Annotated in this window: 17 protein-coding genes; 2 read left to right on the forward strand and 15 right to left on the reverse strand. The window is 42.8% G+C overall.

From position 1 onward, the window contains the following. Positions 1-10: 10 nt before the first annotated feature. Genes comGD through comGA form a run of 4 tightly spaced genes read right to left on the reverse strand, consistent with a single transcriptional unit; the run spans position 11 to position 2,802 of the window. Complete coding sequence (gene comGD / locus AC3AQ9_RS05710; RefSeq protein WP_488306837.1) at positions 11-454, reverse strand: competence type IV pilus minor pilin ComGD; 444 nt, start codon at positions 452-454, stop codon at positions 11-13. After that, positions 436-750, reverse strand: a complete 315-nt coding sequence (comGC, locus tag AC3AQ9_RS05715) for a competence type IV pilus major pilin ComGC (protein ID WP_488306468.1) — start codon at positions 748-750, stop codon at positions 436-438. The genes comGD and comGC overlap by 19 nt, the downstream gene beginning before the upstream one ends. 11 nt (positions 751-761) lie before the next feature. Then, positions 762-1,805: a competence type IV pilus assembly protein ComGB gene (comGB, locus tag AC3AQ9_RS05720; protein ID WP_488306469.1), complete on the reverse strand. Its 1,044-nt coding sequence runs from the start codon at positions 1,803-1,805 to the stop codon at positions 762-764. Continuing rightward, positions 1,759-2,802 (reverse strand): competence type IV pilus ATPase ComGA, encoded by a 1,044-nt coding sequence (gene comGA, locus AC3AQ9_RS05725; protein WP_488306470.1) that lies wholly within the window; start codon positions 2,800-2,802, stop codon positions 1,759-1,761. The genes comGB and comGA overlap by 47 nt, the downstream gene beginning before the upstream one ends. Before the next feature lie 303 nt (positions 2,803-3,105). On the opposite strand from comGA, the gene AC3AQ9_RS05730 reads away from it, so the two are divergent. Continuing rightward, positions 3,106-3,348 carry a DUF2626 domain-containing protein gene (locus tag AC3AQ9_RS05730; protein WP_300992684.1) on the forward strand — a complete coding sequence of 81 codons (243 nt, stop codon included), beginning with the start codon at positions 3,106-3,108 and terminating at the stop codon, positions 3,346-3,348. 54 nt (positions 3,349-3,402) lie between these two features. On the opposite strand, the gene AC3AQ9_RS05735 is transcribed toward AC3AQ9_RS05730, so the two are convergent. Continuing rightward, the gene (locus AC3AQ9_RS05735) at positions 3,403-4,041 is read right to left on the reverse strand and encodes an MBL fold metallo-hydrolase (protein WP_488306471.1); all 639 of its coding nucleotides are present in this window, start codon (positions 4,039-4,041) and stop codon (positions 3,403-3,405) included. A 140-nt stretch (positions 4,042-4,181) separates the two neighbouring features. Between AC3AQ9_RS05735 and AC3AQ9_RS05740 the strand changes: the two genes are divergently transcribed. Beyond that, positions 4,182-4,361, forward strand: coding sequence for a DUF2759 domain-containing protein (locus AC3AQ9_RS05740; protein ID WP_300992679.1), 180 nt, complete (start codon positions 4,182-4,184; stop codon positions 4,359-4,361). A 228-nt stretch (positions 4,362-4,589) separates the two neighbouring features. On the opposite strand, the gene AC3AQ9_RS05745 is transcribed toward AC3AQ9_RS05740, so the two are convergent. From AC3AQ9_RS05745 to AC3AQ9_RS05790, 10 genes are all read right to left on the reverse strand, one after another. Further along, positions 4,590-6,542, reverse strand: coding sequence for an LTA synthase family protein (locus AC3AQ9_RS05745; protein ID WP_488306472.1), 1,953 nt, complete (start codon positions 6,540-6,542; stop codon positions 4,590-4,592). Positions 6,543-6,707: 165 nt separating this feature from the next. Next, positions 6,708-6,893, reverse strand: a complete 186-nt coding sequence (locus AC3AQ9_RS05750; RefSeq protein ID WP_488306473.1) for a YqgQ family protein — start codon at positions 6,891-6,893, stop codon at positions 6,708-6,710. Further along, complete coding sequence (locus AC3AQ9_RS05755; protein WP_488306474.1) at positions 6,890-7,465, reverse strand: 5-formyltetrahydrofolate cyclo-ligase; 576 nt, start codon at positions 7,463-7,465, stop codon at positions 6,890-6,892. The genes AC3AQ9_RS05750 and AC3AQ9_RS05755 overlap by 4 nt, the downstream gene beginning before the upstream one ends. A gap of 589 nt (positions 7,466-8,054) precedes the next feature. After that, entirely contained in the window at positions 8,055-8,204 is a 150-nt protein-coding gene (rpmG, locus tag AC3AQ9_RS05760; protein WP_036809376.1) for a 50S ribosomal protein L33, read from the reverse strand. A 163-nt stretch (positions 8,205-8,367) separates the two neighbouring features. Continuing rightward, entirely contained in the window at positions 8,368-9,027 is a 660-nt protein-coding gene (gene phoU / locus AC3AQ9_RS05765) for a phosphate signaling complex protein PhoU (RefSeq protein WP_488306475.1), read from the reverse strand. A gap of 17 nt (positions 9,028-9,044) precedes the next feature. After that, entirely contained in the window at positions 9,045-9,860 is an 816-nt protein-coding gene (pstB, locus tag AC3AQ9_RS05770) for a phosphate ABC transporter ATP-binding protein PstB (RefSeq protein WP_488306476.1), read from the reverse strand. Between the two features lie 27 nt (positions 9,861-9,887). Then, positions 9,888-10,766 carry a phosphate ABC transporter permease PstA gene (gene pstA / locus AC3AQ9_RS05775; protein ID WP_488306477.1) on the reverse strand — a complete coding sequence of 293 codons (879 nt, stop codon included), beginning with the start codon at positions 10,764-10,766 and terminating at the stop codon, positions 9,888-9,890. Between the two features lies 1 nt (position 10,767). Further along, positions 10,768-11,694, reverse strand: coding sequence for a phosphate ABC transporter permease subunit PstC (gene pstC, locus AC3AQ9_RS05780; RefSeq protein ID WP_488306478.1), 927 nt, complete (start codon positions 11,692-11,694; stop codon positions 10,768-10,770). A 67-nt stretch (positions 11,695-11,761) separates the two neighbouring features. Further along, positions 11,762-12,712 (reverse strand): PstS family phosphate ABC transporter substrate-binding protein, encoded by a 951-nt coding sequence (locus AC3AQ9_RS05785; RefSeq protein WP_488306479.1) that lies wholly within the window; start codon positions 12,710-12,712, stop codon positions 11,762-11,764. 298 nt (positions 12,713-13,010) lie between these two features. Then, positions 13,011-15,194 carry a peptidoglycan D,D-transpeptidase FtsI family protein gene (locus tag AC3AQ9_RS05790; RefSeq protein WP_488306480.1) on the reverse strand — a complete coding sequence of 728 codons (2,184 nt, stop codon included), beginning with the start codon at positions 15,192-15,194 and terminating at the stop codon, positions 13,011-13,013. Positions 15,195-15,221 lie beyond the last annotated feature (27 nt).

Raw genomic sequence — 15,221 nt, forward strand, 5'->3', positions numbered from 1 at the left:
AAATCCTTGTTCATTCAGAAAAAACCACCCTTCCTTTTCCCAGATGGATCACCATCGCCTTTTCTCCAGTACTTGTTGAAAAACGCATCGTGCCTGCGCTTGATACAGAACCATTGGCGGTAAAATACACGCCATTGATATTGCTCGTTTTTTTAATCCGTATCGACTCCGGCAATTTCCGTGGAGGCAAGCCTTTCTTAAGATTCCAAATGACTTCATAGGCATGGTCTGCCTCACGAAATACAACCATGACCGGAGCTTTGGTTCGATAGCTTTCACTTTGGGCAAAATAAATATCGCGGAGCAGCAAATCAAAAAAACGATCTTCTTCTTTGTCGATTTCAAATGTCCGGTAAGAAGGAATGGCAATGCCGACAACCGTCATCAACACTGCCAGAACGAGCAGCATTTCAATCAATGTGAATCCCTTTTCCTTTAAGAGGCTTTTGATGATACGACTCCATCAACCGAAATCTCCACCGCGTCACCGTTCGGACATGTGGTTTCATTCGCTTTTAAATACCCGCCTGTCACCAGATTTGCCATTGTCGGAACTGATTTCTCATCCATGCGATATGACTCGACTTGGCCTTGGACCATATGCACAAACGCTTTGCATCCTTTTTCATCGACGGACGACGTCTGTTTCGTGACATTCGGAATTGCGATGGCAATCAATACCGTGATGATGAGCATGACAATCAACATTTCAATCAAAGTAAATCCTTTATGGCTTTTTAAAATACGCATAATTTTCCTCCTTAGATAGTATGGACTAAATTGTACATGGGCAGTAAAATCGCCAGATAGGCTCCGACAATACAAATGGCAATCATGACAAAAAAGGATGGCTGAATAATGCGCAGCAGCCGGGACGTCTGTTGTTCCATGCGCTCCATCAGCACTTCACTGTAAAGAATCAATTCTTTGCCCAAATAGCCCGTCATTTCTCCATGTTGGACAAACGAGGTCATGTCATCTGCGAAAAAAGCATGACGGGACAGGGCTGTAGACAACAGATTGCCCGTCACCACTTCTTCATGGCAGGACCTCGCCATATATTGAATGATGGAATGGTAAGTTTGATGCTGCAGCAAATGAAGGGATTCCTGCAGCGAAATGCCGCTGTGCAAAAGTGTGCCGAGCTCTCTTGCCAATAGATGGGACCAGTACAGCTTCATAAATTTCCGGAGCACCGGAAAGTTGAGCAGCCAACGGATCTGACGGTGCACGTCCTGTTTTTTGAGCAATGTCCAAAAAGCAGCCGAAAACGCACCGATAACTGCGAATATCCCGATGAACAAATCAGGCAAATTCAGTAAATAGGTGGGCACGCTTCCGGAATTCTCACCGGTTTGGAGAGAATTCATCAACTCCATTAAATTCGGCACATAAGACGTGCGGAAAAATAAAAACAGCGCAGATGTAAATAGCAAAAGCGAAACAGGATATATCAAGATATTCTTCAGCTTTTTCTGGACTTGTTCTGTACGCGCAAAACTTTTAGCGATGCTTTCAATCGATTCTGCCAGCCGGCCATGGTGTTCTGCAATTTCAACCGGAAACAGCACTGGATCTTTAAAGCCGAGAAACTTTAAGATTTCAGCGGCGTGTCCGCCACTTTTCAGGATTGAGGTTATGCCGGACAATGCTTCATCCAATTTGCTGGTGTGCATCGGCAATAACAGAGTCAAGGCGGTTGGCAGCAGATATCCTTCCCTCATCAAGATGGCCAGCCGGGAAAGAAAATGTTCACGGTCACGAATAGGGATCCGCTTTGATTTCAAACGATGATTCAATGGCACCGATTTTTACTCCTTCCCTTATTTGCCCGCCGAATGATAGATGTTCAGGCAAAGAATAGCTCTTATGCTCCTTGGCGGATTGCAGGGCATCATTTAAGCGTTCGCCGTATAAGATTTCATAGAGCGCCCGGTACGCCGTCTCCGGCTGCTGCAAGTCGGGATAAACCGGAATGATGCGCTGTGCAGAAACAGCAATTAAGGTTTGAGCCATGTCTTCGAACGAAATGCCAAGATCACGAAGCCGGTGAAGACAACCTACTGAATGCCGCGCATGAATCGTTGAAAACACAAGATGCCCTGTCAATGCCGCACGTACCGCTATTTGTGCTGTATCAGCGTCGCGGATTTCACCGATCATGATAATATCGGGATCATGGCGCAAAATCGCCTTTAATCCTGCCGCATAACTAAGGCCAGCTTTTTCGTTGACTTGAATTTGCAGAATGGATTGATTTTTCCGTTCTACCGGATCTTCAAGCGTGATGATATTGCGGTTTAATTTTTCGCTGCAATGCTTCAGAAGCGAGTATAATGTCGTCGACTTTCCACAGCCGGTCGGACCAGTCAACAAAATCAGGCCTTGATGCGCTTCAGCCAATTTTTCCAGCAGGCGGGCGGAATCCCTGAAGGCGGCAAGCTGGTGGATCGACTCCGCGACTTCATCAGCCATGACGCGGATAACAATGCTTTCTTTAGTTAAAACGGAAGGAAGAGTTGATATTCTAAAATAATAAGGATGATTTTGAATTGGAAGATGGAAAGAACCGGTTTGGGGTTTTCGTTTTTCGCTCATATCTAAAAGGGAAAGATATTTGAAATAGGCAATCATGCGATCACCAAGATCAAGGGGGAGTTTTGTCACTTGCCGCAGAGATTGAAACGAGCGGTAAGAAACCGTGTAGCAGGCAGGTTCGGGTTTGATATGGATATCGGTCGTACTGTTTTCCACTGCATCCTGCAGCAGGCTGGCACATCGGCGTTCAATAATTTCTTGCATAGCCACCTCCATTTTGAATTGAACAAAAGCCGCCTTTTTGTTCCCCCATAGTATACCCAGGGGGTTTAAGAATTGGAATACTTTCCCTCAAAATAATTATTTGACCCCCGGTTTTCGGGGCAAATCTCATTTTTGAACCTGCTTTTCCAGAACACCTTGTAGGAGAATGAAAACTTTGTTAAGCTTGAAGGAACAATACACGTGTTTGTCACAAAGAAAGACCAACTCGTAGTTTACACAATCGCTTAATCTCCTATATAATAAACAAGAGATTATTGTTTTGTGGCAAAGGAGGGATTACCCATGGACAAGATGTTTAAATTAATGGGATGGTGGACTGGGATTTTTGCAGTTCTTTTTTATGTAGGCGATATGGTAGAAGTAGCCTTGCTAATGGTTGCTAATACTGGATTTTTTGTACTTCTTGGATTCTTAAATATTTCTGAGCGCATGTACATGTACATTTTTGGTGCGTACTTGACAGTGTTTTTCGTCGGCTTTACTTATTACACTACGTTCATCCATATTCCTGGTGCTGGACATTAATCAACAACTTTGCAAAACAAAAAAGGCGGCCCCTATGGCCGCCTTTTTACTTGCTTAAAACCCGTTCAAAAATGGATTGCTCATCTTTTCATGTTCAGGTGTCGTTTCCGGTCCATGTCCCGGGTAAAGGATCATGTGCTCCGGCAATGTCAGCAGAGAATCATGAATTGACTGCAACAGCTTTTTCTCAGAGCCGTCGATCAAATTGGTGCGCCCGATGCTGCCCCGGAACAATGTGTCCCCTACAATCGCAAACCCTTCTTCGCCGAAAGAATACGTCACACTCCCAGGAGAATGGCCGGGAGTATGGAATACATCCATTTTAAAGGTACTGATTTCCAGCACTTTCTCTTGATCAAGCAACACATCCGCATCTTTCATCCGGTAATCTGGCAGCATGCCGTACTTTCCGGAACCATTCAAATTAGGTTTTCCCAGCCAGTCTTTTTCCAAGCGATGCAAATACACTGGAATTGGATAAGCTTCCCTTAAATCATCGATGGCACCGATATGGTCGAAATGGGCATGGGTCAATAAAATTGCTATTGGCTCCAGCTCTTTCTTTTTCAGAAAGTCGATGATTTTTTTGCTTTCTTCCCCTGGATCAAAAATCAGGCATTCTTTTTGGCTGTTTGAAATGATATAGCAATTGGTCTGGACAGGCCCCAATTCCATTTGATTGATTTTCAACATTCTGTTCACCTCTCTTAAATTATAGCATTCCAACTGTTCAACGGAATGACATTTTTAGAGCTCGACAAACATGGGCAAATTCTTTACAATAAAAGAGAACGCAACGGCACTGGCTGTTAATGGTGAAGGGAGTGTCATAGATGAACTTACTTATGGTTATTTTTGGGCTGATTGCTATTTTAGCAGCAGTAGGCACTGTGCAAACCTTGAAAAACAAACAATTTTTAGGATTGATTTTTAATTTCGGTACGTTTTTGATTTTCGGTGCTTTCACAGTAGCGACTATCATTACGCAAGGTTATCCGCCAAGCCTACACTAATCACTAAAAAAGCTGATGCATTCGTGCATCAGCTTTTTTTATTGTCGGGGGCATGCTCTAATAGCCTTTTTTCTCGCTTAGCGCCTCTATTGACCGCGTTCCGGCTATGGACTAAGCAAATGGCTTCAATGGCAGAATCAGCCTTTAATAAGTGATTTCATAAGTTCACCTTAAAGTTCCACATTCTTCAAAATAAAAAGGGTTCCGAAATTTTTCGGAACCCTTTTTTTATTTCTGGATTTCTGATTCAAGTTCTTGTTGTTGCTGACGCTCTTTTTCAAGTTTCTCCAGCTCTTCTTCAGTAAGGATCAACTGGCCATTTTTCTCATCATAGAACCTCAGGAGGTCACCGTTGATAATCGACTCGGAATACTCGAGTTCGATCAGTGCTGACTCAATATAAGGCTCACAGCCTGCCATATCGGCTTCTATGCCGGTCTCAATGTCGTAGCAGGTATTGCCAGCATATACGTGCTGATCAGTAATAAAACGGCCATCCCGGAAGACGACGAATTCTTCATGCTCTTTAGAGAACAAGTCTCCCCCAAACTGGATATCTTTCCCAGTTTCCAAGCCCATCAAATGCATGATGGTCGGGCGAATATCAATCTGTCCGCCGATTTCTTCATCTATATGCCCTTCACCGTATCCTGGAATATGGACAAAGAACGGGACTTTCTGCAGTTGAGCGGATTCATAAGGCGTAATTTCTTTTCCAAGGTATTGTGCCATGGCTTCATTATGGTTTTCAGAGATGCCATAATGGTCCCCGTACATAACAATAACCGAGTTTTCATACAGGCCTTTTTCTTTTAATTCGTCAAACAGGACTTTAATGGATTCATCCAAATAACGTGCCGTCTGGAAATAGCGGTTCAGTGTACCTGAACTGGAATCAAACTCGTCAATCATCTTATCTTCTTCATCCAAATAGAACGGATGGTGATTAGTTAACGTCAGCAGACGGGTATAGAAGGGCTGCGGCATTTCAGACATTTGTTCCACAGATTGTTCCATGAAAGGAATGTCTTTCATTCCCCAGTTGACAGCGTCTCCTTCTTCAATCGTATAACTTTCCACATCCAGGAATTGATCAATGTTCAAGGACTGGTACATCATATCACGGTTCCAAAAACTCTTTGTATTGGCGTGCTGGACTGCTGTATGATAGCCGCTGTTGCCTAGACTTTCTGCCATCGAGTTGTACGTATTTCCGCTATGCGTAAAGAATACAGCCCCGCCGCTTAAAGGATAAAGAGAATTTTCTAGGATAAATTCTGAATCGGAAGTTTTCCCAAGCCCTGTCTGGTGGTAGAAGTTAGGGAAATAAATTGTATCTTCATCTTTTGTCAATTCACTTAGGAAAGGCGTAATCGGCTCGCCTTTCATTTCACCGTTAATCGTAAAGGACTGCAGCGATTCAAGTGTAACTACAATCAAATTCCGGCCTTCTGCCGCTCCGAACATTTCGTCTGATGGCTCTGGCTGGTTTGCACGAATGTGGTTATTTACTTCGACCAATTCCGAGCCATTTGCGAGCGCTCGCTGGGCTTGTGATTTTGATTGGATATAAATATCGTATAGATGATAATTGTACATGCCGATGTTTTTAACAAGCATTTCACGGTCAAAACTGCGTGTCAGCAATTGCGGACGTTCTGCTTCCGAGAGGCCCAAGTTAAAGAACAGCACGGCTGCCGAGATGATGAAATAGGCTTTTCTCTGAGCCGCTGCACCGACTGATGCAGAAGGTCCAGTACGGACAATTTTCATAGCCAGCAAAATAAGAAGGACGTCAGTAAAATAGACAATGTCTGTCAGGAATACACTTTCGGATGCACTCGATCCCAAATCTCCAAAATTGTCTGTTTGGAACAATACCGGCAATGTGATAAAGTCGCTAAAGAATCGGTAAAAAGCCACGTTGGCGTAAAGAATGATAGAAGAAATAATTGCTATTGCTACAATATACCGATTTTTTGCTTTTTCACTTTTAAAGAACATCGAAATGCCGTAGGCGAACAGGAGCATGCTTAATGGATTAATAAATAAAATAAATTCTTGCAATGCATTATCAATTGATATGGAAAAACTAGTTTTATAAGTGATATAAGTTTTTAGCCAAGTAGCTATAATGGCGATTGCAAGGATAGAATGTTTTGGCCATTCTTTTTTTAACATCCTTTACATCCTCCTTTTTCGAAATCATAATTTACCATATCGTAAATCATCCTTTATGTCCACTACACAAATTTGTAATATTTTTATAGTTTCCTCAACATAAAGTGTACCCATTATTAGACGCACGAAACTCTTTACGGTTCCTTTTTCCGAATTTTCTTACGATTACCGACTTTTCTTTTGGCGGAGAATCAGCATCGCTGTAGAAAATTCCTTAGCACTAATAAACTGAAGGCGATAAAGTTCCCGGATTTCTTCTTCCATCAGGTCAAGGTCCGCTTTGTAATCTCCTGTATAGATAACAGTGCCATACCGCTTAAGCAGCTGCATCACATCGTATAATGTCTTCATCTGCCCACCTTCTCCGCTACAATAAACCGGCTTTCTGTATGTATGGCGTCCACTGGAATATCATGGAGTTCTACAGGAACAGAGTCTGCAAGCTGCAAATCGAATGCCAGTGATCGGGTCAGGCCCGCATAATCCACTAAATAGCGGTCATAATAACCGCCTCCGAAGCCGATCCGGTAACCCGTTTTCGAAAACACCACGCCTGGCACGATCAATAAATCAATGTCTTCAGGCTTCACGTACTCGGTCTCTTCTACTTTCGGTTCTTGCAAATGCATATAGACCACTTCCAACTGCTCAAAATCCGTAATGATATAAAAATCCATTTGGCGGCTTTTTCGCAAGCATTTGGGAACAGCCACTTTTTTACCGGCATTCCAGCATTGTCTAATAAGTTCATGGGTGTCCACTTCCGGAAATGCAGAAACCGTCACGCCAACAGTTTTGGCATTAATGAAAGCGGGATCTTCCATTAATCTGCCAACTATAAGCCGGGATTTTTCCTGATGTGCTTCGTAATCCATTTTATTCATTTCATCTAAAACATTTTTACGCTGAATTGATTTATCCATTTATTGTTCTCCTCTCGTCTGCTTGAATGCCTTTTCATACAATAGCATTAAAAAATGCAATTTCTTTTCATTAAGTAAGTTGAACTAAGGATAATCCTCTGCATGCCCCTTTTTCGCTTAGGGCATGACTTACACAATAAGCCGGAAAGACCGGCCGTCTTATTTCTCCGTCCAGCCTTTAAACGCGCCGGCGGTGAATAAACTTCTATAAAAGAGAGCATCATTAATACGTTTTTTTGATAATAGCTTCCTTAGATTAAGGATAAAAACAGCAGAACCGTTTTGCGGGAAATCCGCAGCTGAAGACCATTGGTTCAACTCAATAAGCAATTATGTGTACTTCGAAGATGTAAAGTAAGGAGTGGAGCTATCCTGTTTAATAGCAGCAGAACAAATAGTCCTTCAGGATTTTGGACTTGGAGCGATAAATTATGTAATAAACCGGCTTGCCCATATGCCTCCAAAAAGCTGGATCGCACAAGTTGCTTCGTTGCCGTTTTAGCGGGTTTTGCTTATGTAAAAAATAAAAGGCATATCTTAAGCATAAAGAAAAAAGCCAAAACCCGTCAAGGTTTTGGCAGTCAATGAATTACTTTGTTTCACGGTGTAGAGTCATTTTCTTTTCACGTGAGCAATATTTTTTCATTTCAAGACGCTCAGGGTTGTTGCGCTTATTTTTAACAGTGCTGTAGTTACGTTCGCTACATTCTGTACAAGCTAAAGTGATGTTAACACGCATCGGTATCCCTCCTAATTCTTTCAAAGATCATTTGTAAATAAGCGGTTGATCTATACGACTTAATTATTATAGCACATTCTGCTGTAAAGTCTACCGCTTGTATCCAACTTTTAAGGGTCTGGAATAAAAAATTTCCGGCGCCGATTAGCCGCCGAAAACCATTTTACTTGTTCAAATCGAAATGCTGTCCGCGCACCAGATAAAATAATTGTTCTGCAATGTTGGTGGCATGGTCAGCAGAGCGTTCCATATAGCGGGAAATAAAGGCAAGCTGTGTGATTTGGCTGAGTTTTTCAGGATGATCCACACTTGCTTTCATCAATTTTGTAATGACTTCCCCGTATAAATGGTCCACTTGGTCATCCAGTTCAGCAACTTCTTTTGCTTTGACTACATCTTCTTCTACAAAAGCTTCAATAACTTGCAACAGCATCGCCGTAGACAAATCATGCATTTGCTTGATCTGCTGGATATGCGGCAACAATTCATCACTGCCTATGCGGATGGTTTCTTTCGCGATATTGACCGCGTAGTCGCCAACCCGTTCCATATCAGTAGCCACTTTTATTGAGACGATCAAGCGTCTTAAATCTGTAGCCACAGGAGATTGCTTAGCAATCGTCAAAATGACATGGTCATTAATCTCTTCTTCCAAGTCATTAATCTTTTGATCGTCTTCAATCACTTCTCGTGCTGCTTCTAAATCGTGGTTCAACAATGATTCGATGGATTTCGTTAAGGCAGCGACTGCCATCGTACTGAGTGAAATCAATTGTTCTTCTACATTATGCAATTCAGAATCGAACTTTTCGCGTACAGACATAAAGAACCCTCACTTTCTTAGCCAAAGCGGCCAGAGATATAGTCTTCCGTGCGTTTATCTGCTGGATTAGAGAAAATAGTATCTGTTTTATCGTACTCAATAACTTCGCCATTTAAAAAGAATGCTGTTTTGTCTGAAATACGTGCTGCTTGCTGCATATTATGGGTTACGATGATGATGCTATAGTCTTTCTTCAATTCCTGGACCAATTCCTCCACTTTCAAAGTCGAGATCGGGTCAAGTGCTGATGTCGGCTCATCCATCAAGATGACATCCGGTTCAATCGCCAAAGCACGGGCGATACAGATCCGCTGCTGCTGTCCACCTGATATACTATAAGCATTTTCAGTCAAACGATCTTTGACTTCATCCCAAATAGCTGCTCCGCGCAAACTTTTTTCCACGATTTCATCCAGAATCTTTTTGTTTTTAATGCCGTGGATCCGTGGTCCGTAAGCGATATTGTCATAAATTGATTTCGGGAACGGATTCGGCTTTTGGAAAACCATGCCGACTCTTGTCCGCAATTCTTCTACTCCATAGTCCGAATCAAAGATGTTGCGGTCGCGGTACAGAATTTCTCCGGAAGTCTTCACTGTTGGCACAAGTTCCACCATGCGGTTTAAGGTTTTGATATAAGTGGATTTCCCGCAACCGGATGGCCCGATAATCGCTGTCACTTCATTTTCTTTAATATCCAGGTCAATATTTTTCAACGCATGATTTTCACCATACCATAAGTTTAATTGTTTAGTCAGATATACAGACTTTTTATTGTCAGCCTCTTTAATGTTTAAACTGTTCTTTGCTTTCTGTATGCTTGCTGTTGTCATTGTGAATCCCCTTCCGCATAAATAAGATTAATAACGTTTTTGATATTTGTTTCTGATCAAAGCAGCTACTGTATTCATCAACAGAAGGACAACCATCAAAACGATGATTCCCGCGGCCGCTACAACTTGGAATTCCTGCTGCGGACGGCTTGACCAGTCATAAATCTGCATTGGCAAAGCGGTAAATGTATCCATAACTCCTGAAGGCAGGAACTGAATGATGACCGGTACGCCGATAACGATCAATGGGGCTGTTTCTCCGATTGCACGAGACAGAGCAAGGATACTCCCTGTTAGTATACCCGGAATCGCCGCTGGTAAAATCACTTTGACGATGGTTTGCCATTTAGTGGCTCCCATTCCGTAAGAGGCATCTCGCAATTCTCCAGGAATCGCACGGATGGATTCCTGGGCAGCCACAATGATGACCGGCAAGATCAGCAAACTCATTGTAAATCCGGCAGCAAGAACGCTATTGCCAAGCGAAAGTGCACGGACAAAAATCGTTAATCCGAGCAAACCGAATACCACTGAAGGAACACCCGCCAAGTTAGAAATGTTCGTGCGGATAAAAGCGGTCATACGGTTTTTCTTTGCGTATTCTTCCAAGTAAATGGCAGATCCGACGCCTAGAATGATCGATGTTGGGGCTACAACAGCCATTAACCATAAAGAACCGACCAATGCTGCTTTAATACCTGCTTTTTCAGGGAACCGGGAAGCAAAGTTAGTCAGGAAATCCAGTGACAAATGACCGGCTCCTTGAGAGACGATCCGGTAAAGAAGTATCGCCAGAACCAATAAGGATACTAAAGTCGCCAACATGAAAATGCCTTTGAATATCGTATTAACTGCATTTCTTCCGTTCATTCGTTTAAGGACTACTTTTTCATCAATATATCTCATCTTAATACTCCTCTCTGAAACGTTTTGAAACGTATCCCGCGAGGATATTCATAGCCATCGTAAAGACGAAAAGTGTAAATCCTACTGCGTAAATGGAATAGTAAATGGTGGTGCCATACCCGGCATCCCCTTTTGAAACTTGGACAATATAAGCTGTCATCGTCTGGATGGAACCGGTAAAATCTCCGTCCATCTTAGGCGTAGATCCTGCTGCCAAGGAAACGATCATTGTTTCTCCGATTGCCCGGGAGATAGCAAGTACGACGGAAGCCATAATTCCGGATAATGCTGCAGGCAATGTCACTTTCATCGCTACTTCGAACTTTGTGGAGCCCATCGCTAAAGCACCTTCACGGATTTGTTTCGGCACAGAGCTCATTGCATCTTCAGATAAAGAAGCAATCATCGGAATGATCATAATCCCAACCACAATCCCCGGTGATATGGCATTAAAGATCTTTATTTCTGGGAAAAAGCTCTGCAATACCGGTGTCACAAACGTTAATGCAAAGAAACCATAAACGATTGTTGGAATTCCGGCCAGGACTTCCAGGACCGGTTTCACAATGCGGCGGACATTCTCGCTGGCATATTCACTCAGGTAAATTGCAGCTCCGATGCCGATTGGTACTGCAACAATTACTGCGATCAACGTTACTTTCAATGTACCGATGATTAACGGCCAAATACCAAACTGGGCTTCTTTATTGGAGAATGGCAGCCAAGTTGTACCGAATAAGAAATCGGTGATTGGCACGCGTGTAAAGAATGTGATGGTTTCGATAATCAATGTCAAAACAATACCGATTGTCGTCAGTACGGAGACTGAGGCAATCAAAAATAATATTACCGGTATGATTTTTTCAATTATTTTTTTGTTCTTTTTACCTTTCGACTGCGCGATCATTTCTTGCACCGATGGACGCATATGGAATCCCCTTTCAACCGCAAAAGGCGAGCAGCGGCTGCTCACCCTTAGACTTGAACTTTAAAAATTATTTTTTCAATGCTTCTAGGTCTGCTAAATTCTGTTGATAATCCTCTTCAGAAAGAGCTACATAACCGACTGCTTCTGCCATTTCTCCTGCGTTTTCAAGAGTGTATTGCATGAAATCATAAGCTGCTGGATCTTCTGTCAGAGCTTTATTGTTCGCATAAACGAAGAGCGGGCGTGACAATGGAGCGTATTCCCCGGATTCAATTGTTTCGTTCGTCGGCTCAACTCCACCGATCGTAACTGCTTTTAACGTATCCTGGTTAGCCATGTAATATGCAAAACCGAAGAATCCGATGGCATTTGGATCTGCTTGGATTCCTTGCACCAAGACGTTATCGTCTTCCGACAATGTTGCTGATTTCACTAAATCTTCGTCTTCAAGAATGACTTCGTTGAAATAATCGAAAGTTCCTGAGTCAGTTCCTGGTGAATAGAAGACAACTTCTTCATCTGGCCATTTAGGGTTGATATCTGACCATTTTTTAGTTGTTCCGTCTTCCACCCATAGTTTTTTCAAATCTTCGACTGATAAATCTTCCACCCAGTCATTTTCCTGGCTGACTACAACTGTCAATCCGTCATATGCCAATTGGAATTCTGTATAATCAATACCTGCTTCTTTAAGCTTGGCTGCTTCTTCTTCTTTAATAGGACGTGATGCATTTGAGAAAGCTGTTTCTCCTTGGATGAATTTTTCAAATCCTCCACCTGTACCTGAAACACCTACTGTCACTTGAACATTCGGCTGAGCTCCTGCGTACTCCTCAACAATGCCTTCCATGATCGGAGCTACTGTCGATGAACCGTCACCTGAGACAGATCCTTCTATTTGTGCAGATTCTTCTCCGGCAGTTTGTGATGACGTTTCTTCTGAGTTGCTTCCGCAAGCTCCAAGAACTAAAGCCGACCCAAGGATAGTTGATGCCAATGCGTATTTCCAGATTCTCATTTCGCAGTTCCTCCTAATGTATGTTTGCTTTACACTCTTTACTATAGAGAGAAATTATTGAGAACATATAAAGTGAATGTTAAGAAATTGTAAATCGGCCATTTTTCCAAAAAAACACTGTTAAATTTTCCGGAAAGCTTGCTTGAATTTTGCATCAACACTGGATTTTCTTCAGAAACCGAATTCTTTGGTCCTATGAAATAATTTTCTCTATTACTATCCTCATATAGAAAACCCGGGACCTTCCCGGACGTAAAAAAAGAAACGGAAACCAGTAAAAGCCCGGTTTCCGTTTCTATTATTGTTCTTCGCCTTCTTCCACTTCTGTAGCCGTATAAGGAGGCAGTATTTCACTTGTAGAATCGTTTATCTTCGCGTTGGTCAGTTCAAAATATTTATCAGCTGCAGCCCGCGCAATTTCGTTATTTGCTTTTGGCACTGTACTGGAACTGGTTGTGACATACGGAATAACGACAGCATAGGCAATTTCCGGATTATCAAACGGGGCAAAGCCGACATGCGCAATATTAATGGAATATTTCCCATGGAATGGGTGCCCTTTCTCATAATAGGTTACCTCTGCTGTTCCGGTTTTTCCGGCTGCTTCATACTCAGCATCCTTGAAATAGGCTCTTGCCGATCCATTTGCACCCGAGTAAACCCGTTTCATGCCTTCTTTAACTTGGTTTATTTCCTCTTGGGAATTGTTGATCCGGTTTAATACTTGCGGCTCTATAGTCGTTTCAATCGGCCCCAAAGTCATTCCATCTTCAGAAGCTTGGCGGATTTCCTTGACAAGATGAGGTTTCATCCGGTAGCCGTTGTTGGCGATTGTTGCAATGTATTGTGCCAGTTGCAGCGGCGTATACGTATCATACTGCCCTATCGATAAATCAAGCAAAGAACCGCCGTTTGTTGATCCACCGGCATAGCCGGTTGCTTCATTCGGCAAATCGATGCCGGTCTTCACGCCTAAACCAAATTGGGCATAAGAATTTCGCATCGTCGTAAAACTTTCTTCCGGAATTTTAATGCCTCTATTGTATTCGTACGTGGCACCTGCAATGCGCAGCGCAATTTTAAACATATATACGTTTGATGAACGTTCGATGGCCTGCAGATCGCTCATGGGAATGCGATTGAATAACATCGTATTGAATACCGAGTTCTTTTGAGCCGTACCCGCAATTTTCAACGGTTCATCTATCATCACTTCGTTAAGTTCGACAACATCCTGTGCATATCCAGTAAGCAAGGTGGCGCCTTTGATTGTAGAACCCATTTCATGGCTGGCTGTAAATGCACCGAAGGCATAATCGTTGACTACTGTTTTGCCGTTACGGTCTGTTCCCAGCCTTTTGCCCACCAGTGAAATAATATCACCATTTTTTGGATCCATCATGACTAGGTAAGCATCTTTGACCAATTGGGAATTTGGCCCGCTTTTTAACTCAAGCAATTTGTCTGCAACAATTTTTTCCATGGCACTTTGAATTTCACTGTCGATCGTTAAGATGAGATCTTTCCCCGGCTTGCCTTCGTCTACAGGCACAGTATCAATTACACGCCCGCGGCCATCGGTAATGTTTTTGACCATCGATTTTTGCCCTTGAAGGACTGCTTCATATTCCTGCTCCAAAAAACTGGTGCCGACGCGGTCATTTCGGGAGTAATCCCTTGCCAGGTAATAGTCCAATTTGCTAGCCGGAATCCCTTGCTCCGGTGTAGTGGTGCTTCCAAGAATCGTCAAGTCGCTGGATTTGACGCGCTTCCAGTCTGTTACCGTATTAACGCCTTTTAGTTTCGGGTCGGTCAAGCGTTCCGAAACACGCGCAAATTCTTCGTCCGTGACATTCTCGTTTTTGATGATTTGAGGAGATAAAGCATAACCGGAAGTCATTTCACGGAAGATGGCTAAAACCTCAAGCTCTTGCGGTGTCAAACTACTCAATTCTTCATCCGTAATTTTTTCGCGGATTAAAGCATCCAATTTCCGCTGTTTTTCTTTTTCAGTGATGTCTTCATCGTCAATCGCTTTTCTTTCTTCATCTGTCACTTTTGCAGTTGCTTCTTCATTGTTCAGCATAATATAAAAGTCTTGCTTGTCTCGCAAGGTCACTTTATCGGGTTCTTTCTCGATCAATTTTGCCAGTTCAGAGGCAACTTCCAGCATCTCTTCCTGCTTGGTTGTCTGCATCTTAGTATATGTAATGGCATTGACTGGATTATTATCAACTTGAACACGGCCTTCACTGTCAAAAATGCGGCCTCTTGGCACACTTGTGTTAACCGGAACTTCTTCTGTTCTGGCCAATGCACGGGTGAAATCCTCGCCTTTTACAATTTGCAGATAGCCGAGCCGCAGAATCAATACCGAGAATAAAAGGAAGATGGAGAAAAAGAGGATATTCATCCGAAAGACGGTATGTGACTTTAATTTAGCTTTCGCCAGAGAAACACGTCTTTTCTGGGGGGTATTCATTATTGTTGCACTCCTTCCACCAAAATA

It is taken from the genome of Planococcus sp. VCh962 (assembly GCF_057748275.1).

What these genes read in the sequence shown, in the direction of transcription:
- comGC (WP_488306468.1), bottom strand. Translation starts at nt 750, where the DNA reads ATGCGTATTTTAAAAAGCCATAAAGGATTTACTTTGATTGAAATGTTG.
- pstB (WP_488306476.1), bottom strand. Translation starts at nt 9,860, where the DNA reads ATGACAACAGCAAGCATACAGAAAGCAAAGAACAGTTTAAACATTAAA.
- rpmG (WP_036809376.1), bottom strand. Translation starts at nt 8,204, where the DNA reads ATGCGTGTTAACATCACTTTAGCTTGTACAGAATGTAGCGAACGTAAC.
- AC3AQ9_RS05735 (WP_488306471.1), bottom strand. Translation starts at nt 4,041, where the DNA reads ATGTTGAAAATCAATCAAATGGAATTGGGGCCTGTCCAGACCAATTGC.
- pstC (WP_488306478.1), bottom strand. Translation starts at nt 11,694, where the DNA reads ATGCGTCCATCGGTGCAAGAAATGATCGCGCAGTCGAAAGGTAAAAAG.
- pstA (WP_488306477.1), bottom strand. Translation starts at nt 10,766, where the DNA reads ATGAGATATATTGATGAAAAAGTAGTCCTTAAACGAATGAACGGAAGA.
- AC3AQ9_RS05745 (WP_488306472.1), bottom strand. Translation starts at nt 6,542, where the DNA reads ATGTTAAAAAAAGAATGGCCAAAACATTCTATCCTTGCAATCGCCATT.
- comGA (WP_488306470.1), bottom strand. Translation starts at nt 2,802, where the DNA reads ATGCAAGAAATTATTGAACGCCGATGTGCCAGCCTGCTGCAGGATGCA.
- AC3AQ9_RS05750 (WP_488306473.1), bottom strand. Translation starts at nt 6,893, where the DNA reads ATGAAGACATTATACGATGTGATGCAGCTGCTTAAGCGGTATGGCACT.
- AC3AQ9_RS05785 (WP_488306479.1), bottom strand. Translation starts at nt 12,712, where the DNA reads ATGAGAATCTGGAAATACGCATTGGCATCAACTATCCTTGGGTCGGCT.
- AC3AQ9_RS05730 (WP_300992684.1), top strand. Translation starts at nt 3,106, where the DNA reads ATGGACAAGATGTTTAAATTAATGGGATGGTGGACTGGGATTTTTGCA.
- AC3AQ9_RS05790 (WP_488306480.1), bottom strand. Translation starts at nt 15,194, where the DNA reads ATGAATACCCCCCAGAAAAGACGTGTTTCTCTGGCGAAAGCTAAATTA.
- AC3AQ9_RS05740 (WP_300992679.1), top strand. Translation starts at nt 4,182, where the DNA reads ATGAACTTACTTATGGTTATTTTTGGGCTGATTGCTATTTTAGCAGCA.
- AC3AQ9_RS05755 (WP_488306474.1), bottom strand. Translation starts at nt 7,465, where the DNA reads ATGGATAAATCAATTCAGCGTAAAAATGTTTTAGATGAAATGAATAAA.
- phoU (WP_488306475.1), bottom strand. Translation starts at nt 9,027, where the DNA reads ATGTCTGTACGCGAAAAGTTCGATTCTGAATTGCATAATGTAGAAGAA.